Genomic DNA, 22,971 nt, shown 5'->3' with positions numbered 1-22,971 from the left:
ATGGGCTCTGGCGGTGTGCGTTCAAGTCTTGGCGTGCCGCTTTACGGATGCCATATAGAAGGCATGAAACACTTCCGGTCCCACCGTGCAAAGCCTTTGCAGCAGAAGGGCACTGCCAAGAGTGCCGCCCCAGCCCCTGCGTCAGTGAAGGCTGGCGAGGCCGCAAGCCCGGCCGGTGAGGCGTCGCCGGGAAAGGTGCATGAACTGGGCGGTCCGGACGGCCCCGAGCCCACGCGTTACGGAGATTGGGAACGCAAGGGTATCTGCTACGACTTCTGAGCGTGGGTGCGAAGCAGACGAAATAAATACGCATGCAGTTCCTGAAACAGGAGACTGCAGGTCGTATAGATTGTTTCATAATTTCAGCTTATGGGCAGAGCTGAGGTATGATTTTTCTGCAAGAATACGGAAAGATAAACCTTGTATACTGTAGGTTTTCTACTGATTCATTGCTGTAGTTTTGATTACTTGATAATCTGGGATCCATAAACATTTAATCATATTAGAATTAAATAGCTTAGGCCCATGTAATTTTGAAATCACTCACGAATATCAAAGGTGTTGACGGCATCACCGGAGGTGGCCTGCCGACCGGACGGACGACGCTGGTTGCCGGCGATGCCGGCTCAGGCAAGACGGTCTTCGCGCTTCAAATGCTTGTCGAAGGCGCACAAACCTGTACAGAGCCCGGTATCTTTGTGGCGTTCGAGGAAAGCGCACAGCGCATCAAGAGCAATGCCCGGACGTTCGGGTGGGACCTGGACAGTCTGGAGCGCGAGAACCTGTTCTTCCTCGACGCCCAGCCCGATATCGGGCTTCTTCACTCGGGCGAGTTCGATATCGAGGGCATGCTGGCGGCGCTCGAAGTGCGTGTGTCCGCCATGGGCGCAAAACGCATCGTCTTCGATGCCATTGATATCATCCTGGTCTTGATGCCCGACACCGGCAGTGTTCGCCGTGAGGTTTTCCGGCTTCACAACTGGTTGCTCAAGCATGAGCTGACGGCTGTCATCACCATGAAGTCAGTCAGGAACTCGTTCGTCATTCCGGGGCTCCAGCCACTCGATTTCATGCAGTTCATGGTCGACTGCTCCATCCAGTTGAACCACACTATCCAGGAAGGTGTCTCCCAGCGCTCCCTTCGGGTCTGCAAGTATCGGGGATCGGCCTTCGAGGAAAACGAAGTGCCCTACATTATCGGCACCTCCGGCATTGAGGTGGCGTTCACGTCAAACTGGAACTATCCCGAGATACCGGCGAGTGACGAACGACTGTCGACAGGGGTCGACAGGCTCGATGAAATGCTGGAGGGCGGTTATTTCCGCTGCTCGAGTGTCCTGCTGACAGGCTCGCCGGGAACGGCCAAGACCACGCTGAGCGGCGCCTTCGCCGCAGCGGCCTGCGAGCGGGGCGAAAACGTCCTGTTCATCAGCTTCGATTCCCGGAGCGACGAAATCGTCCGCAACCTTGATTCGGTATCGGTTCGACTCGAACCTCATATTCAGTCCGGGCGACTTCGCATGCTGAGCCTGAGGGCACTGACAAGCAGTGCGGAGACACATCTGCTGCGGATCCGTGAACTGGCGGTCGAGCACGCTGCCACCTGTCTTGTCATCGATCCCCTGTCCGCGCTCGCGAAGTCCGGGAACATCAGCAGAGCTCCCAGCGTAGCGGAGCGCATGATCGACTGGGCCAAGGCCGCGGGCATGACGGTGATGTGCACCAGCCTGCTCCACGAAGGGGCTGAGTCCAAGGAAACGAATCCTCTTCAGATATCCGCCATAGCCGATAGCTGGCTGCACCTGAGCTATGTCGTTCATGCCGGCGAGCGCAATCGGGCGCTCTCCATCGTCAAGTCTCGCGGGACCGGGCATTCGAATCAGGTGCGCGAGCTTCTGCTGTCAAGCGATGGCATCGACCTGAACGAGGTCTACACGGCGGACGGAGAGGTGCTGATGGGCTCCATGCGCTGGGCGCGCGAGCGCGAGGCAAAGCTGGCAAGGCGAGAACGTGAAGCGCACGCGGCACAGGAGCAGGCGCGCCTGCAGGCCGAGACTTCGGATCTGGAGCACCAGATCGCACTGCTACAGGACCGGCTCGTCTTCAGGCGCGAGGAAGAAAACGCCGTGCATGAGCGTTACGAGGAAGTCGACGAGGAGAAATCGAGGACCACGGAGCAACTCCACCGCCTGAGGAAAGACAGGGAAACCTGGAAGGAGGGGGGAGGCGGCGATGAACAGCAGTGAGGCGGTCGTAAAATTCTGCCTCTATGTAGCCGGCGAACTGCCCAACTCACAACGCGCCCGTTCGAACCTGGAAGCTTTCTGCCGCGAGCACCTGGCGGAGCGCTATTCCATCGAGGTCCTTGATGTCACCCAGTCTCCCGAAAGGGCGCTTGAGGACAATGTCCTCATGACCCCGCAGCTCGTCGTGCTCAATGGGGAATCAAGACGCGTTATTGTTGGCAGCCTGCAGGATCGTACTGCGCTTTTCGAGGCTGTTGGCCTGGGGGCCCGGGTGTGATGGGCCGAGGGAATTACCTGTTGCAGGACAACCAGGACGAACTTTCGGAGCTGGTAGAGGTCCTTCACCGAACCTACCAGCGCATCAACGAATTGACGGGCAACACGGCGGATTCGGTTTTCCATTTCGAATCGGGCACCAGTTACCTTCTGCCGGACATCCAGGGCGAACTGCAGCGAATGGAGACTGTACAACGCCAGCACGCCTCAGAGCGGGCGGCCATCCTGAATGCATTGCCGGCGCATGTCGCCCTGCTCGATCATTCCGGACGCATCCTGGCCGTGAATGACGCCTGGCGAAGCCTTGCAGAGAAAAGCAGCGAAGCCGGACCCGAGGAGACGGTGGGGCAGAACTACCTGGATATCTGCGAGTCGGCCACTGGAGCGGACGCCTCCTGGGCAGGCGATGCGGCTGCAGGAATTCGCAGCGTATTGAACCGGTGGAGATCGCGATACACGCAGGAATATTCCTGGCATTCCGCGGGCGAAGAATGTTGGTCCCTGCTGATCGTCACGGCTCTCGATCGGGACGGCCAGAGTGGCGCCGTGGTCATGCATGTCGATGTCACGGATCGCCATCAGGCGCATCAGAAGGCGGATGAACTGCGGCGTCGACTGGAACGCTTGGTCGACCAGGCCAAGGTCGGAATCCTGGTTCACAGGAACTTCAAACCCATCCTTGTCAATCGAGAGCTTGCCCGCCTGCTCGGCTATGACAGTCCCGATGATGTCCTGGCGTTGGGGGACAGTCGAGCCCTCTTTGCCGAAGAGGAACACGCGCGGATCACGAACTACAGCGAGGCCCGCTCGGACGGAAGGGAGGCCCCCGCGTTATACAAGGTCAAGGGCAAGCGCCGGGACGGCAGCGTCGTGATCATGGACAATCGCGCCTTCACCATCGAATGGGGGAATGAGACCGCTGTCTGCGTCATGCTGAGCGACATGACCGCGCAACTGGAGATCGAGGAGCAGCTGCGTCAGGCACAGCGCCTCGAGGCCATCGGGCATCTGACCGGCGGCGTGGCACATGACTTCAACAACCTGCTGACGGTCATACTGGGAAATGCGGAATTACTTGCGGACAGCCTTTCCGGAAATGACGACTTACGGCAGATGTCGGAGATGATCGTCAAGACTGCCGAGCGGGGCGCCCAACTCACGAACAGGCTGCTGGCATTCGCGCGCCGTCAGGCTCTCGAGTCCGAATCCATCGATATCAATGGATTGATCGGCGAGATGGATGAGCTTCTACGCCGAACACTGGGTGGATCCATCGAGATCCAGCTCGCCCTGAACGAGAACGTTGCCCTGGCCCTGGTGGATCCAGGACAACTGGAGAACGCCATTCTCAACCTCTGCATCAATGCACGCGATGCCATGCCGGAAGGCGGGCGCATCGTGCTGGAAACCGCCAATGCATCGGCGGCGGATGTGATGGGCAGGGTGCAGGACACAAAGGCCGAGGGGTCGTTCGTCATGGTGGCCGTGGAGGACGCGGGCACGGGGATGGACGAGGCCGCGCTCAAGCGCGTCTTCGAGCCCTTCTTCACGACCAAGGCTGTCGGGGAAGGCAGCGGGCTTGGCCTAAGCATGGTCTACGGCTTTGTCCGGCAATCGAACGGCTTCGTGAACATTGCTTCGACGCCGGGCGAAGGAACGCGCGTGGAATTGTATCTGCCGCAATCGGAGTCGGACGCGCAGGGCGAGACAAGAACGGCTATAGCTGCGGTCGATAGCGCGGGAGAGGAGACGATCCTGCTCGTCGAGGACGACGCTGCGGTTCGCGATTATGTCTGCCGACAGCTACAGAGCCTGGGCTATGAGGTGCTGATGGCTTCCGGCGGCCTCGAGGCCCTGGAAATCCTGAAGCGGTCCAGGAATGTCGATCTGCTGTTCACCGACATCATCATGCCGGGCGGCATGAACGGCCGGGAACTTGCGCGCGAGGTTTCCGCAAAATACCCGCAGTTGCCGATCCTGTTCACCTCCGGCCACGCAGCAGGCGTGCCCGGCAGGGAAGAGATTTCCAGCGAATTCCTGCTGCAGAAACCCTACCGCAGGCAGGAGTTGGCGGAAATGTTGAGAAGCGTTCTGGGTCAGGCGAAATCACGTACCTGAGCCCGGTCTTGCCGGTCATCTGCTGTCTGTGTGCCACTTCACCCACTGGCCGTGGAAACCGGCGCGCCCCAGATCCAGGCGAAAGTCGCCCGGCCAGAGCCGGAGGGACACGGCGGCTCCGTTGGGGGCGCCATCGTCTTCCATGGCCAGCCAGGCCAGAGGGCTGTCCGCGCGGGCTGTGCGTCCTGCCGACTCGAGCAGGTCACTCCCGCGCGCCTGTCGCTCTGCTGGAAAGTACTGCCAGGCGATGGTGTGGTAGACGAGGTGCAGGCAGCCAGGCTGGCATGAGGCCAGGCGTGCTTCCAGCCAGTCCACGGCGTCGCCTCGGTCGATCGTTGCTTCCTGCAGCGCCATGGCCGCACGGGTGCGGACCAGGCGTTCCGGCTGGTCGGGCCAGAGATAGGCGATGAGACGCAGGTCATCCTCAGGTTGGCCGACCTGAAGGGGCGTCAGGTCCACGCCACGGCGGTCCGTAATCCGGGGCTGGGCCTGGGGCGGCAAGGGGCCTTGCCAGTCCGGCGTGAGGCGCACGCCGGTATCCTGCGGGCCCCAGCGTTGTCCGGCGATATCCAGGGCGAAACGGTCGAACATCAGGTTCAATCCTGCAGAGGCCCCCAGTTCCGAAAGCTGCAGGGGTAGGCCGAAGCGCGCGTCGAGCCAGTGGGCGGCGGCGATCAACACGGCGCTGCGCCGGACTTCGTTCGTCTGTGGCGGTCGTTCCGTCCATTCGCAAAGGAAATCATCGTGCTTTCGTAGGGCGTCCAGGACGGCTGCGCAGAGTTGAGCATCGTCAACCTGGTTGGGCGGATAGGAAGCTGCCAGTCGCGCATCCCTGCCCATCAGAACCAGAGCATGAAGCCCGCCTGCCACGCGCAGGGGCAGTGAGGCACCGGCGGGGCCCAGATCGCCGTCCCAGCGTGCAAAGCGCCCAGCCAGTGCCGTGTCGTCCGGCCAGTTTTCGGCAAGCAGCACCATCAGCCGCCCCATGAAGGGCGATCCAAACTTCCGGCAGGCTTCGGCCTGCTTCAGGAAGGCCGTGGGCAGGTCGGACGTGATCTTCGCACAAGAAGGCTTTTGCTTCATGAGTCCATGGAAGTGGTTTCGGCGGAACAAGGCAAGGGCGTCTCCGGCTCCTATCGAGCGAAGTTCCTATGCGAAAGGCAGTTCTGTTTCGCCGTACCTGGATTATGCTTCTTCAAGTGCCGAAGGTCACATGACCCCGCTCGTCGATCGGCCAGACTGGGTTCCAGGCAATCTCCCAGGCGTGCTCGTCCGGGTCGGTGACATAGCCGCGAAACCCGCCATGAGGTGGCGCGTCAGCCGGGCGAATCATCCGGCCACCAACCTCGACCAGCCGCTCCATGAGCGGTATGACTTCCTCCTTGGCGGTAACATTGTGGGCCAGCGAGAAGGCGCCCGCTTGCCTCAGGCCAGTACGGTTCATGTCAGCCTCCAGGGCGTCCTTCCGAAAGGTGCCGAGGATGAACCCGTTCATCTGATAGAAGATGATTTCGGGTTTCTCAAAAACCGGCGTCCAGCCGAAGCCTTCGGTATAGAAGTGGCGAGAGATTTGGGTATCGGCGACACCCAGGGTGATGACGGAAATCTGCTGTTGCATACCAAGACCTCATTGTTTGCCGGTGCACCATTGCTCCGGCGTAAAAGGTCATGGGACTCACCGCAAAACGCGAAGGTCAGGACCCGCTGTTGCAGGGATCGGGCCAACCTACTGCACCGATCTCTCCTTTTTAGACACCCGTTTCCTAGCAATGCGGACAAATCGCTTCAATATCCCACGTGAGACGAGATAGCGCGGTTGCTCCCACTAAAAAGGTGCCGTTTCTCCCTTTCGTTGCCTCACAAATGTCGACACCGGCGTCACGAGGAATGCGCCGCACACTAGCTAAGGTTTCAGGGGAAGATCGGATGGGCGTCAAAAAGGCAGTCCAGCCTGTCCGGGGTGGTATTGAGCAGTGGTGTCCTTGACGCCTGCGTTATGCGGAAACTAGGCTCAAAAATAGAAAGAAAGGACCATTTTTCTAGGTTAATGGAAAACGCACGTAGCCACCAGTCCGAAGCTATTATGGTGAGTATTGAGGCCGTGTCCCGAAGCTTCAAGCTTCCACGTGCCGGAAAGGTCCGGGCACTGGACGAGGTTTCGGCGACGGTCAGGCAAGGGGAGGTCGTCGTTATTATCGGGGCCTCGGGGTCCGGCAAGAGTACACTGCTGCGTACGGTCAATGCCCTTGAACGCGTCGATGAAGGTCGGATCACCGTAAATGGCATCGAGGTGACCAATCCGCAAAGCAATCTGAATCGATTGCGCGCCAACGTCGGAATGGTCTTCCAGCATTTCAACCTGTTTGCGCACAAGACGGCCCTCGAGAATATCGTGCTGCCGCAAACGGTCGTGCTGAAGCGCTCGCGGGACGAGGCGGTTTCCAGGGCCAGGGAGTTGTTGTCCCGTGTCGGAATCCCGGAAAAGGCGGATGCCCCTCCCGGGGATCTGTCCGGAGGACAGCAGCAGCGCGTCGCGATCGCCCGCGCGCTCGCGATGAATCCGAAGGTCATGCTGTTCGATGAGGCCACCTCGGCGCTCGATCCCGAGACTGTCGGGGGAATTCTGGCGCTTATGCGAGAACTTGCCGATGAAGGCATGACAATGATGGTGGTGACCCACGAAATGAAGTTCGCGGAGGATGTGGGCAGCCGGATCATATTCATGGACCAGGGCAAGATTGTCGAGGAAGGAGCCCCGACAATGTTCTTCAAGGCTCCGGACAACGAAAGAACAAAGGAGTTCTTGAACCAAATCCTCTAACGCAAAGGAGAAGGGGAGAAATGAATACCTTGATGAGACTGTTACGAGCATTGCCGGCCATGGCATTCCTTGTCGTGTTCGGCACCGCCGCTACAGCCAGTGCGAGCACGATGGAAGACATCATGGAACGCGGCACCTTGCGTGTTGCGGTCCAGACGCAGGGTCCGCCCATCAGCTTCGTCGATGCCAATGGGGATCGTACGGGCCTGGCCGTCGAGATCGTCCGCAACATGGCCGAGGACATGGGTGTCGAACTCGAGCTGCAGGACTACAGCTGGCAGGGCCTGATTCCCGCGCTGCTGTCGGGAAAGGCGGACCTGATCGCGGCGGACATGACGCCGACGCCCAAGCGCGCCACGCAGCTGCTGTTCACCGAGCCGATCTTCTTCACGGAGATCATTGCGTTCGCGAATAAGGACAAGGGCTACACGCACTGGGAAGATCTCAAGCAAGACGGCGCCACGATCGGCGCCCCGGAGGCGAGCACCTATGCAGCGGCCGCGGACATTAAGCTGCCGGACCTGACCATGAAGGAGTATCAGGGCGGCACCGCGGCCACCGCCCAGGCCGTGTCTTCGGGACGCGTCGATGCGGGCATAAGCGACAGCGGCACCATCAAGGCATTCCTGGAGGACTACCCCGAATTCGAGGTGCTCGAGGGAACCCTGCGCAAGGAGCCGCTGAGCTTCGCGACGCGGCCGGATTCGGTCCACCTGCTGATGTTCATGGACAACTACATCCGCTTCACCGAGCATTCCGGCGAACTGGGTGAGCTTCTCGATTACTGGTGGAACTCCCAGGATTGGGAGGAGGATCACTGATCCGGACTTGCCATCCCTCAGGATCGAGGTCACGCAAGTCATGATGCGGGTTGGCCTGCGATAACCAGCAGGCCTTTCGCGACATTGGCGGGAGTGCGTTCGCGCGAGCGCACTCCCGCTTCTGTAAGGCCGATCATCGATGGAATATATCGCCCAATTTTATAACCTGCGCGTGGTGCTGAACTATGCCGATACCTTCCTGCAGGGTATCTGGGCGACGCTCTGGATCAGCGCGGTCTGTCTTGTCCTTTCGATTGTCCTCGGGGTCCTGCTTGCCGGTCTGCGCATGTCGAAGACGGGCCTGCTGTGGCGGCCGGCGGCAGCGTATATACAGTTCATACGCGCCACCCCCCTGCTGGTGCAGATCTATCTGGTCTACTACGGCCTGCCGGAGCTGTTCGGCGGTGTCGGCATCCTGACGGAGACCGTCTCGGGCATCATTGCGCTTACGCTTCACACGATGCCCTACATGGCCGAGATCATCAGGTCGGGCATCCAGTCCGTCGACGCGGGCCAGCACGAGGCCGCCACCGCCCTGGGCCTGAAACGCCATCAGCGCATGGTGCTGATCATCCTGCCGCAGGCCTTTGCCAACGTGATTCCCACACTGCTCGGGCAAACCGCGGTATTGATCAAGGACACTTCGCTCCTGAGCCTGATCGCGGTCTTCGAGCTCATGCGAGCCGGCCTTACCGTGATGCACGAGAACGTCATGCCGAACGAGGGCCTGCTGACCGTCGCTGTCTGCTATCTGCTCATATACGCAGGCATGCTCGTTCTATCCAATGTCGTGCAGCGGCGCCTGCACGGCGGCCGGTATCAGCCGGCGTAAGGGAGAACAGGATGTTTCAGGACCAGATACAGATGATTCAGAGCATCACGCCCTTCCTGCTCGAGGGGCTGTGGCTGACCTTCCGGATCACCATTATCGGCATTGTCGTCGGTTCGCTGATCGGCATGGTGCTGGGGACCTTGCGCAGCCTGCGCATCCCGGGACTGACGGCGTTGATCGGGCTGTACATTCACCTGTTCCGCGGCTCTCCCTTCCTGGTGCAGCTCTATATCTTCTATTACCTGTTGCCGGAGCTCGGTGTGGCCTGGCTGCAGTTCGATTCCATGCAGGCGGCGGTGATCACCCTGTGCCTCTACACCGGCAGCTACGTCACCGAGATCGTCAACAGTGCGATCGCCGCGCTGCCGAAAGGCCAGGACGAGGCCGCCAGGGCGGTCGGCATGACCAAGGCGCAATCCCTGTGGTACGTCGTGCTGCCCCAGGCGCTGCGCATGATCATTCCCCCCATGAGCGGGGTCTTCGTGATCATCATCAAGAGCACGGCCATCCTGTCCGTCGTGGGACTATCGGAACTGACGCGGCAGGGCCAAATTGCCTCCTTGCGCTTTCCGGGCGACCTCCTGCTGATCTATGTCTGCGTTGCCGCTCTGTACTTCGTCTATTGCTATCCGGTCCTGAAGTTCGCGGATTGGGCCGAGAAGCGGATCGGCGGCGTGACCCTGAAGATGCGCTAATTCCGCAAGGGGAAGATCAATGCCGGTGGAAACCGCTCTCTCGGGCCTCCCGCGCTATCGGCTGGTGCCCGGACCCACGCCGCTGGAACGGCTCGACCGACTGGCCGCCCATGTCGGGCATCACGGACTCTATGCGAAACGCGATGACTGCATGACGCTGGGGATGGGTGGCAACAAGCTGCGCAGCCTGGAATTCTGGCTCGGCGAGGCCCTGGCCCGGCAGGTCGACACGCTGCTGGTGGCCGGCAGGACGACGTCGAATCAATGCCGCTTGACGGCTGCGGCGGCCGCGAAAAGCGGCCTGCACTGCATCGTCCTCCACAACGACGACACGCCGGCAAAGGCGGAGGGGAATCTGCTGTTGTCCCGCCTCTACGGCTCCGAAACCAGGTTCCTGGGACCGATGGACGAGGATGAGCGCAGCCGCTGTCTGGCCGAGCTCGCGGCGCAGATGGAGGGCTCGGGGCATCGATGCTACATCGTCGGAGACCCGGTCGTCGGCGCGCTCGGCTACGTGGCCTGTGCCGCGGAGTTGATCGCGCAGGCCGGAGAGCAGGATGCGGCGCTGGAGAACGTTATCCTGCCGGGATCCATGGGGCCGACGGAGGCCGGGTTCCTGTTCGGCTGCGCCCTCGCGGGCGCCCCCTTCCACGTACACCTGGTGAGCGTGGAATACGGGATCGACAGGCTGGCCTATCTGGTGGAGGACCTGTTCGCGCGTCTCTGCGCACATACCGGCGTGACACCTTCCGTGAAGCCGGCCTCCTTCGTGCGATATCACGAGCGCTATCTCGGCGCGGGCTATGACATGCCCACGCCGGAGGCGATATCCGCCCTGGAAACCGTGGCCGCCCTCGAGGGCATGCTGCTGGAGGCGACGTACACGGCCAAGACCTTTGCCGGCGCCCTCGACCTGATCGAACAGGGAGAGATATCGCCGGAGTCCGCAACGTGCCTGATTCATACGGGCGGAGTTCCAAGTCTCTTCACTCAGGCCGGAGCCCTTGGACTGGACAGGCTTTGAGAGGGCTTTCGGTTGTGATCAGGAAAGGAGACTTTCCGGTGCCTCAGAGACGATGGGCTGCCGTGCAATCATGGTCTCTTTCTCGTGAGGTCCGCTTCGGGAAGATCCTCGGAGTGCCGGGCGCGCTCCAGGCGGGCCGTGTGCTGGACCAGCAGGTCGAGAAAGGCGCGAACGGCCGGAACGCTGCTGCGCCGGGGCGGAAGGGAGGCATAGAGTTCCACCTCCGGTCCCGTGTAGTCGGACAAGGCGCGGACCAGAGTGCCATCGCGCACGAGCGGATCGGCATACAAACGGGGCAGGAAGGCCACCCCCGTTCCGGCACTGAGCAGGCTAAGGGCAACGGAGGGATCGCTGAGCAGGATCAGGGGCTCGCTCGTCATGCGAATCTCATGGCCTTTTCGGTTCCTGAGCACCCAATCCCGAGCCACATCGTCCACATCGGTGACGATTCGACCCAAGGCCTCCACGTCCTCCGGACGCTCGAGGGCACCATCGCGGGTTTGCGCGCGAAGGGTATACAATGCCAGGGGGGAACTGATAATGCGCCGCGAGACCAGATAGGGCTCGCTCGGACGGCCGATGCGGATAACCACGTCAAGCTGTTCGGCCACGGGATCCGGGCCGCCACTGGTTATCTTCAACTCGGTCCTGACTTTCGGATGGTTCCTGGCCAGGCGGGCAATCACCGGCGCCAGGAGCGTCTGTCCGGACAGGGCGCTGACGGCAATCCTCAAAGGGCCTTGAGGTTCCTCCTTGCTGACCCGCAGGGCTTCATCGGCATCCAGCATCAGGGAGACGGCCGCTTCGGCCGTGGGCAGCAGGCTGGTCCCCAGCGGTGTCAGGCGCAGGCCTCTGTTCACACGGTCGAACAAGGGGGCGCCCGCTGCCTGCTCGAGCCTGTGCAACGCGCGCGAGAGACTCGCCTTGGGAATCCCGAACCTGCGTGAAGCGGAACTGAGACCCTCCGTACTGGCGATGAGGCCAAAGAGGCGCAGGTCATTCAGGTCGAAATCATTCATGGGTTGTTCCGTTTCTGGAACGATACGTTCGCTATCGATCGGTTCACGATAGGGATACTTACCCTCATTCTCGGCCTCGGTCATGCACGAGAACGAGAGTGGGAAATGCCTGAAATGATAAAACTCTTCACGAAGCCCGCCTGCCCCTATTGCGAGACAGCCAAGACAACACTCGAGGAAAGGGGGTATCCCTTTACGGAATGCGATATCGCCAGCTCTCGGCGAACGGCGGCGCTCAGCGTCTACCTGACCGGTGTCGCCACGGTGCCCCAGATCCTTGTTGGCGATCTTCACATCAATGGCTCGGAGGATCTTCGGGCACTTGCGGAGGCCGGGGACTCGACCAGCTGATTGCCTGCGCGGAGGCCCAGCCGGATACGGAAGGGCTGTCGGACGCGGAGCTGGAGGCAGGGGCAGAGGACCTGCCCTTGAACCGGATCATTCCGGAAAGCGACGGCACCAGAAGCGATGATCCCGAGCAATGGCCCATTCTGCACTTCTACAAGAGTTTCTTCGGGTTCTGGCCGAACTGCTTCCGCTACATGCATCACTGGCCCGAGGCCTACAAGCTGTTCGTCTATGCCCACAACCTCGGCGCCATCCGTTTCGGTCGGGAGGTTCTTGGCGAACGGACGATGATGGCCACAGGCTTGGCCATCTCCGATGCGCATGGCTGCAACTACTGCCGGATCCATATGACAGCGGCCGGAGGCGAGACCTCGCTTGGCCTTCCAGCGCTCATGCAGCAGGTGCGTGGCGGAAAGGCCGGGGACAACGCGGAAATGGGACCCTACGAGCTTGCCCTGGCGGAGCTGGCCGCGGAAGCAGCACGCAACGCTGTCCTGCCTCGTCGCCTGGAGGAGATTCGCTCCCTGGCTTCGCAGGCGCGTGACTCCGCTACGGATTCGGAGGCCGCTGTCATGGCCACGGCGATGGTGGCCTCGGCTTTCGGTTTCCTGAACGTCTTCAACGACCTGACAGGCGTGGACGTGGAGCGGGAATGGGCCGGGCAGGCGCAGTCGCGGGCCGGTATCGAGCCCGGACGCCATGCCGTCAGCACGCACTCCGCCTATGGCAATCTGGATCACCCCTTGCCCGAAGGCGGTCCCAGCCTCGAGGACATGCTGGCCGCCTATGACGGCCTTGTCGCCAAGGCCGGTGGTGTTGAGCGCTATGCCAGGCAGCAACTTGGCCTTCTGCCATCGTGGATAAAAGCCTGGCCGGATGACCTGCGTGCACGACATGCGCTTTTCTATGCCGAGATGATGCAGCCTCGGGCGCATTCTTCCATTCCGTCCGAGCTCAAGCATCTGATGGCGCGGGTCTCGGCCATCGCCAAGGGCCACGACTATCTTGCGGCGGTGGAAGGCTGGATGGCCTGTCAGATGGCCGGACAGACGCAGCAGGCCGTGGAGCGGGTGCGGCATTGTTTCGAGGCCGCAAAACAGCGGAAAGTCGGTGAAGACTGCTTCACCGAACAGGAGCGTGCCGCCCTGACCCTGGCCTGGCTGTCCGCCCAATCGCCCCTGACAACGCCGCGCCGTTTCATTGAACCGGCGATCCAGGCCTATACCGCGCGCGAACTGGTCCAGCTGATCACGGTCTGCTCGGTTGCGGGCCTCGTTCAACGCTTCGCGGCGATCACGAAGCCCGGAATGGAGCCTGAGGTCAGCGCCTACCTGCAGGCGCACGCTCTTGAGTCGGATACGCTGTGCCTGCGCTATCCGGATCCTGCGCTAATTCGTGCTGCTGCTTCGCGGTCCGAGGCCGACGGAGCCAGATGAGCATGGCCACGATCATCACGGCCCTGGCAACGGCCTGTTTTGCGTTCGCCTGCGGGATCTTCCTGACGCTTTCCTATATCGAGAAAGCTGTCTGGTGCCTCATGAGAGACCCCCTGAGCGCGTGCGTGGACGATGGCGAAGCCCGCCTTGTTCATGCGCAGTTGAAGCGGGTGATTTGCCTCCTTCCGCCGACGATGAAGACCACGATGGCGTCGGGAACACTCCTGCTGCTGCTACAGGCCTGGCAGCTGGACTTCGCCTGGCCTGCCCTGTTGGTGCTGGCCTTTCTTCTGCTCGGCCTGGGATACCCGCTCAGTCAATTGTCCGAGCGTATTGCCGCCGTGGAGGGTGCCGATTCCGAGGGTGATATCGAGGTAGTACGTCGCGGTCTCGGACAGCTCGCGGCCCTGCACCACATGGGCCTCTTCCTGGCTTTGGGGGTCGTGGTGTTGCAGGTGGTGGTGCTTGCCATGAAGGGATGATTGTTGTTCCGGGGACGTCCCGGCCTAGCCCTGCTCATTGTCGGTTTGCGTGCTGGGGGTGTTACGACAGCTTGTGGGGCCATCCTGCGCTCATGCTTATTCCTCGAACCGCGGTATGGTTCTTTATTACTATCTGAAGAGGGTTGAGGACCGATCCAAGATTCGTTGCAGGCTTTCCGAAGCGCTTCATTTGTGCTGCGATGCCGGGAAGCTAACAATAGGGGCCTCTATGTATCTTGCATCGATTCCTAGGCGATACATCTCAACCATGACGGCCTGCGGAGAGCCTTTTCCGGGCAAGGCGAAGGCGGCCAGGCTTTGATCCCGCGCCTGACGTTTCTCGGGGGTGTCGGAACGGTTACCGGCTCCAAGTATCTTCTCGAGGTCGAAGGCCTGCGTGTCCTGGTCGATTGCGGTCTGTTCCAGGGTTTCAAGCAGCTGCGTCTGCGCAACTGGGCGCCTTTGCCCGTCGACCCGGAAAGCATTGATGTCGTGGTGCTCACCCATGCGCATCTGGACCATTCCGGCTATCTGCCATTGCTGGTGAAGAAGGGCTTTTCGGGCCCTGTTCTAACGACCCAATCCACCCGCGACCTCTGTGGGCTGCTCTTGCCCGACAGTGGATATTTACAGGAAAAGGATGCCGAATACGCCAATCGGCATGGTTTTTCCAAGCACCATCCAGCCCTGCCACTCTATACGGCGGAGGATGCCTTGGTGTCCTTGACCTATTTTTCTCCAGTGGCTTTTCGCAGTTGGCAGAGGATCTCCGAGCGGGTTTCAATCCGCTTCCAGCCGGCGGGCCACATCTTGGGGGCGGCGATCGTGGAGGTGCACTGCGATGATCGCAGAATCGTCTTCTCCGGCGATCTGGGCCGGCCGGGAAGCGCCACCATGGTGGACCCGACGCCCATCAAGCAGGCTGATTACCTGCTGGTGGAATCTACCTATGGAAATCGACGCCACGAAGAGCAGGATCCGCAGGATGAGCTTGAGGAGATCATCAACCGGACGGCGGCACGCGGTGGAACGATCCTGATTCCCTCCTTTGCGGTCGGGCGCGCGCAATCGCTTCTCTATCACCTGGAGCGCCTCAAGGCGGCAAAACGAATCGTTGACCTGCCAGTTTTTCTGGACAGTCCCATGGCGATCCATGCCAGCGAGATCTTCTGTGGCGATGGCGGAGAGCACAAGCTGACGCTCAGGCAGCGCCGCCAGGCCTGCGGCGTGGCCGAGTATGTGCGCGAAGTGGAGGATTCGAAGGCCCTGGATCAGGACTCGATGCCCAAGATCATCATCTCGGCCAGCGGCATGGCGACGGGCGGGCGTGTACTTCATCATCTCAAGCACTATGCCCGGGATCCCAAGAACACCATTCTCTTTACAGGCTTTCAGGCAGGCGGGACGCGCGGCGCTTCCATGACGGAGGGTGCGGAGAGCGTGAAGATTCACGGCGGCTATGTTCCGGTTCGTGCCGAGGTGGTCAATCTTCAGATGCTGTCGGCCCACGCGGATGCTGACCAGATCATGGACTGGCTGAAGAATTTCGAGAAGCCTCCCAAGACAACCTTCATTACCCACGGCGAACCGGCTGCGGCCGATGCGCTCCGCCATCGCATCGAGGAAGAACTGGACTGGACCTGCCAGGTGCCGGATTACCGGGATCAGGTCGAACTTGCCTGACGCTCCAAGTACCTGATGCCCATGTAACTGATGTCCAAGCAAAGGGAGGGAGAGAATGACCCGCTGTTTTCGAAAAGGGATAAGCAGGGCCTTTGGCAGACGGGATTTTCTGCAAGCGGGGGCGGGGATCACCGGACTGTCCCTCCTGCCGCCGTCTCTCCTGCCTGGGTCCACGGCTTCTGCCATGATGGCGACCGCAGGCTCAGGGATGCGCAAGCGCCCCATCCCGGGGACGGGGGAAGAGATGCCGGTCATGGGCCTGGGCTCGTCCGGCGCGTTCGAGGGCCAAGACGCTGCCAAGCTGGAGGCCCTTGCTGCGGTCATGGAAGAGTTCGCGGAGCTGGGCGGCACGTTCCTGGACACCTCGCCCAGCTATGGCAATGCCGAAGCCAATATCGGCCGCATCGCGCGGGAGGTGGGTGTGCGCGAGCGGTTGTTCATGGCCACCAAGGTGCGCAGCGAGAGTCGGCAAGCCGGCATCGAACAGATGGCGCGCTCGGCCGAATTGCTGGGTCAGCCCATCGACCTGATGCAGATCCACAACTTCATCGGCCTGGAAACCCAGTGGAAAACGCTGACGGATATGCGGGCCGAAGGCCGTTTCCGCTATATCGGGCTTACCCATTTCCGGACCAGCGCCTTCGAGAAGCTGGAACAGGAGATGAAGACGAAGGACATGGACTTCGTCCAGTTCAACTATTCGATCATGACCCCCGAGGCCGAAGATCGCCTGCTGCCGCTGGCTGCGGATCGCGGCATTGCCGTCATCGTCAACCGGGCCTTCAACGACGGCCGCTTCTTCGGCCTGGTGAGGGACAGGCCCCTGCCAGACTATGCGGCCGAGTTCGACTGCAAGACCTGGGCCCAGTTTGCGCTCAAGTACGTCCTGAGCCACCCGTCGGTCACGGTGACGATCCCGGCGACCAGCAAGCCCGAGCACCTGATGGACAACATGCAGGCGGGCTTCGGCGCCCTGCCGGATGAGAGTCAGCGCCGGCGCATGCGAGAGACGATGGCCGCGCTCTAGACTCCTCAGAACAGTTCCAGTTCGTCCAGGCAGGCCGTCAGCTCCCGCCGATCCGCATCCTGCAAGGGCAAGAGGGGTTCCGGCAGGCAGGGGCGGGCAACGCGTTCGCGCAGTTCTGCAGCGGTGGCAACCACCCGCAAGCTGCCGTGTTGCTTGTACAGTGTCCAGAGCGGTTTTAGGCGCTCGCACAACCTGGTGGCCTCTGTCTTCCGGCCAGCCTGTGCCGCCCGTGTAATGGCCATGGCGGCTTCCGGGAAAAGGCCGCCGATCACCGAATACCAGGCTTCGCAGCCTGCATTCAGTCCTGTGGCAGCCAGGGCATCGCCGCTGATGCCAAGTCTCACATCGGCGGGAATGACCTTGCGCAATTGCTCGATCCGTTTCGCGGCCGCCTCCGGATCCGGTGGCACGGGTGGGATCTTGATGGAGGAGACCTTGGGCAGCTGCGCAATCCGACCGTGCAATTCCACACTGAACTCGAAATGCGTGGTGCCGGGGTTGTCGTATACGCAGAGGGGCACGGAGAGGCTGTGCGAAACAGTCTCGTAGAGACGAAAGACCTCTTCGTCGGACAGTTTCTGATAGGACATGGGTGGCAGGAGGATCCCACTTGCACCTGCCGTTTGCGCGTCTTCAGCCAAGGCAAGGACGTCGCGTGTTCTCAAGGCGCCAATACCGACGATGACAGGTATGTCACCTGCAATTTGAACGAAAAGCTCTGCAATCCGCGCGCGTTCTGCCCGTGTAAGGTAGGCATAGTTTCCGGTTGAGCCCAGGCTGCCAATGGAATCGACATTGGCAGATACCAATCGTTCTACAAGTCCGGCAAAGGCGGTTTCGTCGACGCCGGTTTCGTTCATGGGAGTCAAGGGAAAGGCGCTGAGGCCCGTGAACATTGCTGATGCTCCTGATGACGTGGGACATGAACTGGCCGGCAGGCCAGACGAAAACCTGGCAATTGTGCACCTGGACGGAGCCCCCGAGCCAAGCGCCCGGCTTTGCCCGGTATGTACGGGACTTAGGTCGGACCCTCACCCAAGCCGAATCTTTCGTACGTACTCCGGTGTCGTGACGCCTTCCTTCAACTGGCTGTCGGGCTCGGGCTGGCCGATCTCGCGGGTGATGGGGACGACGCCGGCCCAGATGTCCAGTTCGTAGTCCTCCTCGTCGTCGATGGGCCCACCCTCGCGGATCTTGCAGGCGACTTCCTCCAGCTTGAGTGAAAGCAGGCTGGTGGCCTTCAGCTCCTGAGCGGTGACTTCGCGCAGATCGGCCCAGCGACCGGGCGTGATGCGCTCCACGAAGCTTTCCAGAACCGCTGTCTTTTCGGCCTCGTCCTTGACCAGTTCGGCGGTGCCATAGGCCATGACCGAGCGGTAGTTGAAGGAGCTGTGGAAGCCGGAACGCGCGAAGACCACGCCGTCCAGGAAGCTGACGGTGAAGCAGACGGACACGCCCTTCTTCAACTGCTTCAGCATGCGGCTGGCCGAGGAGCCGTGCCAGTAGACCCGGTCGCCCAGACGCACGTAGGCGGTGGGCGTGACATAGGGCTGGCCGTCGATGACGTAGCCCACATGGCATTCCAGGCCGGCGTCGAGCACGCGATAGACCTCATCGCGCTCGGTGACGGCGCGCTTGTTCGCCCGGCGCAGGCGCGTGCGCTCGGTGACCTGGAAGTGATCTGCTGAAGGCGAATGGTTTCGGGACTCGGGCATGAATGCGCTCGTCTGCTGTGGGCGGCAAGGATGATGCGGCAATCATGGCGCTGGAATGGCTTTTCCAAAAGGTCCATAATCAGAAAATCATTAGAGCCATTTTTAAGGAATGCCAAAGCCATGTCGCGAAAGGTCTCGCGCGCCCGCCTGATCGCCCTGTCACTGGAGCGCGGGCCGAGCGCGCCGCCGCTTCATATTCAGATCTATGCCCAACTGCGCCAGGCCGTGCTGGACGGGCGTTTGGCAGCCGATACGCGCCTGCCCTCCAGTCGCCTGCTGGCCGAGGAGTCCGGCTGTTCGCGCAACACGGTGCTGAGTGCCTACGAGCAGCTGGCCGCGGAGGGGTATATCATCGCGCGAGTGGGCGCCGGCTCCTACGTCAGCCGAGTGCTGCCCGAAGACCTCCAGCCCCAAGGCGCCACAGAGGCACAGGATTCTTCACCGCAACCGCACAGGTTGGCGCCAAAGGGGCCGGTGCTGGCGCAGCGGGCGCGCAGGATCCTGGACGGAGTCGGACAGCAGCGGCCCACCGGGCTGCCGGCCTTTGCCCCCTTTTCCGTGGGTGCACCGGACGGCCGGCATTTTCCCTTCGACGTCTGGGGACGTCTGGCCGGACGTTTCTGGCGCGCGCCCGATCCCCTGTTGCTGAAGCAGGGGGATCCGGCGGGCCTGCCCGAGTTGCGCCAGGCCATCGCGGATTATCTGGGCGGGGTGCGTTCGCTGAAGGTCGATCCGGAGCAGATCTTCATCACCAGCGGGTCGCAGCAGGCCCTGACCTGGGCCTGCCGCCTGCTGCTGGACCCTGGAGACCGCGTGTGGATCGAGGATCCGGGCTACAACGGCTTCCGGGCCCCCTTGCTGGCGGCCGGTGCCGAGCCTTCTCCGGTCTCGGTGGATGGCGAGGGCTTTTGCGTGGAGGAAGCCCTGGCCGGTCCCAGTGCCCGCCTGGCCGCCATGGCCCCGGCGCGGCAGTTCCCGACAGGTGTCACCCTGTCGCTGGCGCGCCGCCTGGAGTTGCTGCGCTGGGCACGCGCGAACGACGGCTGGATCGTCGAAGACGATTACGACAGCGAATACCGCTATGCGGGCCGCCCCCTTTCCCCCTTGCAAAGCCTGGACGAGGGGGCCGAGCGGGTGCTCTACATCGGCAGCTTCTCGAAGGTGCTCTTCTCGGGCATTCGCCTGGGTTATCTGGTGGTGCCGCCGGAGCTGGCGGAGCCCCTGCGCCGCTTGCGGCGTGCCATCGAGGATCACCCGCCCCTGGCCATGCAGCCAGTGCTGGCCGCCTTCATGAAGGAAGGGCACTTCGCGGCCCATGTACGGCGCATGCGCCTGATCTATGCCAAGCGGCAGGCCTGCCTGCGCCAGCTCTGCGCCAGGCGCTTGCCCGAAGAGGTCCGGCTGGAAGGGCTGGACGCCGGTCTGCATCTGGTGGCCCGTTTGCCGGCCGGGTTGGCGGGCCGAGACCAGGCCGTGGCTGCCTGTGCCCGAGCGCGCGGGTTGATGGTTCAGGCATTGAGCGACTATTGCCTGGCACCAGAGAGACGGGCCGGGCAGCAGGGACTGTTGCTGGGGTTTGCCGCCACCGCGCGTTCGGAAATGCCCTGGGCGGTTCGGGCGTTGGCGTCAGCCCTTACAGAAGCCGGCTGAGGGCACAGCGCTCAGGCGATCCACCATTCGGGATGATCCTGGCGCAACCGTGAAGCCGCCTGGTCCCGTGCCGTGCTGCTGCAATAGAGGGCGAAACAGCTGGCTCCGCTGCCGCTCATGCGTGCCAGGGCACAGTCTTGCGTATTTCTCAGCGCCGTCAGAACCCTCGTGATCTCGGGGGCCAGTGCACAGGCTGGGGCTTCCAGGTCGTTGCGGCGGCTGTGCAGCATCCCAAGAAGGGTCTCCGGATCCGTTTCGATCCGTGGTGCCTCCTTCGGTTCCGTCCAGGGCGGGGCCAGCTGGTGGAAGATGGCGCCGGTGGAGACAGGCACGCCGGGGTTGACCAGCAGCAGATGCAGCCGGGGAAACGCGGACAGAGTGGTCAGTTGCTCACCAATTCCCTGCATATGCGTTGCCCGGCCTTCCAGGCAGACCGGGACATCGGCGCCAAGCTCCAGGGCAAGGGCCTGACGTGTCTCCTCGGGCAATTGCAGACCTTGAAGTCTTTCCAGCAGACGCAGGGCCGCGGCTGCATCAGCCGAACCGCCGCCCAGGCCGGCGGCCACGGGCAGGTTCTTGGTCAGTTTCAAACGGAAGCCTGGCCTCAGTCCTGTCGTGGCACAGAAGGCCTTTACGGCCCGGACGACCAGATTGTCCGCCCCCTGCCTCAGGGGGGCGGCAAAGGGGCCGTTAATCTCTAGAGAAAAGGACTCGGCCGGGCAGGCCTCGAGCCAATCGCCGACCTCGCCAAAAACCACCAGACTATCCAGCAGGTGATAGCCATCATCACGCCGCCCGGTCACTTCCAGCCAGAGATTGACCTTGGCCGGTGCGAATTCATGAAGGCCTTGCGCGGGTTGCAGAAGCGGCCCTGTGGCGGGAGTCTCCGTCATACTTTACGGCCCTTGGCGTCGCGCTCAAATGGGCTGGCCTTCCTCGCGCACCTCGTCTTCTGGCAGACCCTCTTCCAGTTTGTACTCGATTTCGGAAATCTCGTCTTCTTCTGGTTCCAGGCTGAGTGCGCGACTCCACTGGATGCGGGCTTCGCGTTTGCGCCCGGTCTGCCAATAGGCGTCGCCCAGATGATCGTTGATGATCGGGTCCTGCGGGCGCAGTTCCACGGCCTTTTCCAGTTGCTCCACGGCTTCCTCGAAGCGGCCCAGGCGATAGTAGACCCAGCCTAGGGAATCGACGATGTGCCCGTCCTCGGGTTGCATTTCGACGGCCTGCAGCAGCATTTCCTCGGCGCGGTCGTAATTGCGTTTCTGCTCGACCCAGGAATAGGCGAGGTAATTCATGACATAGGGCTGTTCGGGCTGCAGTTCCAGCGCCTTCAGGAAGTCGGCTTCGGCCTGGTCCCAGCGATCCGTACGCTCGAAGGCGATTCCGCGGAAATAATAGAGACTCCAATGCCGCGGCTGGGGCTCGCCCAGGCGTTCAATGGTCCTGTTGTAGGCCTCGGCGGAGTCTTCGAAGCGCTCCTCCATGCGATAGAAGTTGCCCATGCGATAATGCGGCTCGAAACGCTCCGGACGCATTTCCGCCAGGGTTTCGAGTTCGGCAAGGGCTTCATCCATTCGATCGAGGTTGTAGAGTTCTTCTGCAATACGCAGCCGCGTGGACCAGGCAAAGGGTGAATCCTCAGGCATGGCCCGGTAAACGTCGATGGCCGCCCGGGAGCGGCCGGCCTGCTGCAGCATTTCACCGATCAGTACCCGCGTGAGGGTCAGTTTCGGCTCGCTGGCCAGGGCGAACTGGGCATGGATGATGGCGTACTGTACAAGGTTTTCCTGGCCCAGGATGCTGGCAATATCGAAGAGCGCCTGGGCATAGCCCTGTCGTGGCGCTTCCACCAGCGCGGGCGGCGTTTCGTCCTGGTCCAGGCGCTGTAGCATGTCGGCAATGACCAGGCTTTCCGGATCAAGCGCCCGCTGTTCCTCATAGAGCTCCCGGGCCTTTTCGCGGTCGCCATGGCGTTCCAGATAGTTACCCACCACCCGGATGATGCGCAGGGAAAGCTCGTTTGAACCCTGCAGAAGGGTTTCGATTGCAGCCTCGGCGGCTTCTGTGTCGCCAAACCAATCGTTCAGCAGCAGCCTGTGCAATTCGACCAGTGGGAGGAGCCCGCCGTCCTGCTCCAGTGTGTCCAATTGCTCCAGCGCGGCTTGCTCGTCCTCCTGGGCGGCCTTGACCCAGGCCAGCAGGAAGGGGTTGGAGACGCTGTTGATGCCCTGGGCCGGCTGTTTGGCGAGATGGGTTTCCGCGCGTTCCGCATCGCCATCGATCATGGCCTGCGTGGCCTGGGCCAGCTGACCGATCGGCTGGATGATTCCGTGCCCCTCCATGCGCTGGGCCAACGCGACGGCCTTGTCAAAGCGGCCTTCGGTGGCCTGCAGGATAAAGCTGTGAACCAGGAGGGATTCGTTATCCGGTTCCTGGGACAGGACGTTCTGCATGAAATCGGCGGCACTGGACAGGTCCTGCTCACCCTCGGCAATCAGGGCGGCCAGGTACTGACCGTACTTCGAGCCCCCGCGCAGCAGGCTGAGCCCGTTTCCGGCCGTGCCCTGGCCGGACGTCGAGGCGAGAAGGTTGCTGCTGTCTGGCGGCGCTTCAGCGGCGCCGGCCTGGCCGTCACTTTCGCCGAAGCCAGAGGCCAGGAATGCAATGGGAAGGACGGCGAGCAGTGTGGAGCGGAGGCGTGCAATCATGAAGACAACCTAATGCATGACGGAGCCCGAGGGAATCGGGATTGAGGCGCTGGCGACGCATGGGAGA

At 61.9% G+C, this 22,971-nt stretch carries 22 protein-coding genes; 15 read left to right on the top strand and 7 right to left on the bottom strand.

Annotated features, from left to right (window positions below; translation table 11 throughout):
• The 4 genes from BP38_RS0103720 (at nucleotide 1) to BP38_RS18820 (ending at nucleotide 4,640) form a co-directional block, all read left to right on the top strand.
• Nucleotides 1-279 (top strand): DUF1674 domain-containing protein, encoded by a 279-nt coding sequence (locus BP38_RS0103720; RefSeq protein WP_322098937.1) that lies wholly within the window; start codon nucleotides 1-3, stop codon nucleotides 277-279.
• A 254-nt stretch (nucleotides 280-533) separates the two neighbouring features.
• Nucleotides 534-2,246 (top strand): circadian clock protein KaiC, encoded by a 1,713-nt coding sequence (kaiC, locus tag BP38_RS18825; protein ID WP_051608936.1) that lies wholly within the window; start codon nucleotides 534-536, stop codon nucleotides 2,244-2,246.
• Entirely contained in the window at nucleotides 2,233-2,523 is a 291-nt protein-coding gene (locus BP38_RS0103710) for a circadian clock KaiB family protein (RefSeq protein WP_026986634.1), read from the top strand. The genes kaiC and BP38_RS0103710 overlap by 14 nt, the downstream gene beginning before the upstream one ends.
• A gap of 20 nt (nucleotides 2,524-2,543) precedes the next feature.
• Nucleotides 2,544-4,640, top strand: coding sequence for a PAS domain S-box protein (locus tag BP38_RS18820; protein WP_162175118.1), 2,097 nt, complete (start codon nucleotides 2,544-2,546; stop codon nucleotides 4,638-4,640).
• Between the two features lie 15 nt (nucleotides 4,641-4,655).
• Here the strand turns inward: BP38_RS18820 and BP38_RS0103700 are convergent, their stop codons facing one another.
• The gene (locus BP38_RS0103700) at nucleotides 4,656-5,723 is read right to left on the bottom strand and encodes a DUF2332 domain-containing protein (RefSeq protein WP_051608934.1); all 1,068 of its coding nucleotides are present in this window, start codon (nucleotides 5,721-5,723) and stop codon (nucleotides 4,656-4,658) included.
• Nucleotides 5,724-5,835: 112 nt separating this feature from the next.
• Entirely contained in the window at nucleotides 5,836-6,258 is a 423-nt protein-coding gene (locus tag BP38_RS0103695; protein ID WP_026986632.1) for a VOC family protein, read from the bottom strand.
• 465 nt (nucleotides 6,259-6,723) lie between these two features.
• On the opposite strand from BP38_RS0103695, the gene BP38_RS0103690 reads away from it, so the two are divergent.
• The 5 genes from BP38_RS0103690 to BP38_RS0103670 all read left to right on the top strand — a co-directional run bounded on the left by BP38_RS0103690 (nucleotide 6,724) and on the right by BP38_RS0103670 (nucleotide 10,833).
• Nucleotides 6,724-7,461 carry an amino acid ABC transporter ATP-binding protein gene (locus tag BP38_RS0103690; protein ID WP_026986631.1) on the top strand — a complete coding sequence of 246 codons (738 nt, stop codon included), beginning with the start codon at nucleotides 6,724-6,726 and terminating at the stop codon, nucleotides 7,459-7,461.
• Between the two features lie 32 nt (nucleotides 7,462-7,493).
• Nucleotides 7,494-8,282: an ABC transporter substrate-binding protein gene (locus BP38_RS0103685; RefSeq protein ID WP_026986630.1), complete on the top strand. Its 789-nt coding sequence runs from the start codon at nucleotides 7,494-7,496 to the stop codon at nucleotides 8,280-8,282.
• Between the two features lie 139 nt (nucleotides 8,283-8,421).
• On the top strand, nucleotides 8,422-9,114 hold the full coding sequence (locus BP38_RS0103680) for an amino acid ABC transporter permease (RefSeq protein WP_026986629.1): 693 nt from the start codon (nucleotides 8,422-8,424) through the stop codon (nucleotides 9,112-9,114).
• A gap of 11 nt (nucleotides 9,115-9,125) precedes the next feature.
• The gene (locus BP38_RS0103675) at nucleotides 9,126-9,809 is read left to right on the top strand and encodes an amino acid ABC transporter permease (protein ID WP_026986628.1); all 684 of its coding nucleotides are present in this window, start codon (nucleotides 9,126-9,128) and stop codon (nucleotides 9,807-9,809) included.
• 19 nt (nucleotides 9,810-9,828) lie between these two features.
• On the top strand, nucleotides 9,829-10,833 hold the full coding sequence (locus BP38_RS0103670) for a pyridoxal-phosphate dependent enzyme (RefSeq protein WP_026986627.1): 1,005 nt from the start codon (nucleotides 9,829-9,831) through the stop codon (nucleotides 10,831-10,833).
• A gap of 68 nt (nucleotides 10,834-10,901) precedes the next feature.
• Here BP38_RS0103670 and BP38_RS0103665 read toward each other — a convergent pair whose 3' ends face one another.
• Nucleotides 10,902-11,936 carry a LysR family transcriptional regulator gene (locus BP38_RS0103665; protein ID WP_026986626.1) on the bottom strand — a complete coding sequence of 345 codons (1,035 nt, stop codon included), beginning with the start codon at nucleotides 11,934-11,936 and terminating at the stop codon, nucleotides 10,902-10,904.
• 21 nt (nucleotides 11,937-11,957) lie between these two features.
• Between BP38_RS0103665 and BP38_RS0103660 the strand changes: the two genes are divergently transcribed.
• The 5 genes from BP38_RS0103660 to BP38_RS0103640 all read left to right on the top strand — a co-directional run bounded on the left by BP38_RS0103660 (nucleotide 11,958) and on the right by BP38_RS0103640 (nucleotide 16,828).
• Complete coding sequence (locus BP38_RS0103660; RefSeq protein WP_026986625.1) at nucleotides 11,958-12,203, top strand: glutaredoxin family protein; 246 nt, start codon at nucleotides 11,958-11,960, stop codon at nucleotides 12,201-12,203.
• A 77-nt stretch (nucleotides 12,204-12,280) separates the two neighbouring features.
• Nucleotides 12,281-13,636: a carboxymuconolactone decarboxylase family protein gene (locus BP38_RS0103655; RefSeq protein WP_026986624.1), complete on the top strand. Its 1,356-nt coding sequence runs from the start codon at nucleotides 12,281-12,283 to the stop codon at nucleotides 13,634-13,636.
• A gap of 2 nt (nucleotides 13,637-13,638) precedes the next feature.
• Complete coding sequence (locus BP38_RS0103650) at nucleotides 13,639-14,118, top strand: hypothetical protein (RefSeq protein WP_035723534.1); 480 nt, start codon at nucleotides 13,639-13,641, stop codon at nucleotides 14,116-14,118.
• Nucleotides 14,119-14,436: 318 nt separating this feature from the next.
• A complete protein-coding gene (locus tag BP38_RS0103645; protein WP_026986622.1) occupies nucleotides 14,437-15,801 on the top strand; it encodes an MBL fold metallo-hydrolase RNA specificity domain-containing protein in 1,365 nt (454 codons plus the stop codon).
• Between the two features lie 184 nt (nucleotides 15,802-15,985).
• Nucleotides 15,986-16,828: an aldo/keto reductase gene (locus BP38_RS0103640; protein ID WP_162175117.1), complete on the top strand. Its 843-nt coding sequence runs from the start codon at nucleotides 15,986-15,988 to the stop codon at nucleotides 16,826-16,828.
• 5 nt (nucleotides 16,829-16,833) lie between these two features.
• Here BP38_RS0103640 and BP38_RS0103635 read toward each other — a convergent pair whose 3' ends face one another.
• Together BP38_RS0103635 and BP38_RS0103630 are read right to left on the bottom strand one after the other, a co-directional pair.
• Nucleotides 16,834-17,724: a dihydrodipicolinate synthase family protein gene (locus tag BP38_RS0103635; RefSeq protein WP_026986620.1), complete on the bottom strand. Its 891-nt coding sequence runs from the start codon at nucleotides 17,722-17,724 to the stop codon at nucleotides 16,834-16,836.
• 135 nt (nucleotides 17,725-17,859) lie between these two features.
• The gene (locus BP38_RS0103630) at nucleotides 17,860-18,543 is read right to left on the bottom strand and encodes a pyridoxamine 5'-phosphate oxidase family protein (protein WP_026986619.1); all 684 of its coding nucleotides are present in this window, start codon (nucleotides 18,541-18,543) and stop codon (nucleotides 17,860-17,862) included.
• A 120-nt stretch (nucleotides 18,544-18,663) separates the two neighbouring features.
• Between BP38_RS0103630 and pdxR the strand changes: the two genes are divergently transcribed.
• Nucleotides 18,664-20,193 carry a MocR-like pyridoxine biosynthesis transcription factor PdxR gene (gene pdxR, locus BP38_RS0103625; protein WP_026986618.1) on the top strand — a complete coding sequence of 510 codons (1,530 nt, stop codon included), beginning with the start codon at nucleotides 18,664-18,666 and terminating at the stop codon, nucleotides 20,191-20,193.
• An 11-nt stretch (nucleotides 20,194-20,204) separates the two neighbouring features.
• On the opposite strand, the gene BP38_RS0103620 is transcribed toward pdxR, so the two are convergent.
• Nucleotides 20,205-21,086 (bottom strand): 4-(cytidine 5'-diphospho)-2-C-methyl-D-erythritol kinase, encoded by an 882-nt coding sequence (locus tag BP38_RS0103620; RefSeq protein WP_051608932.1) that lies wholly within the window; start codon nucleotides 21,084-21,086, stop codon nucleotides 20,205-20,207.
• Nucleotides 21,087-21,110: 24 nt separating this feature from the next.
• Nucleotides 21,111-22,904 (bottom strand): tetratricopeptide repeat protein, encoded by a 1,794-nt coding sequence (locus tag BP38_RS18815; protein WP_051608931.1) that lies wholly within the window; start codon nucleotides 22,902-22,904, stop codon nucleotides 21,111-21,113.
• Nucleotides 22,905-22,971 lie beyond the last annotated feature (67 nt).

Origin of the sequence: Fodinicurvata fenggangensis DSM 21160 (assembly GCF_000686045.1) — a bacterium.
GTDB lineage: Bacteria > Pseudomonadota > Alphaproteobacteria > Kiloniellales > DSM-21159 > Fodinicurvata > Fodinicurvata fenggangensis.
The sequence above is the reverse complement of the archived record's forward strand: the minus strand, read 5'-3'. Positions and strand labels throughout refer to the sequence as shown.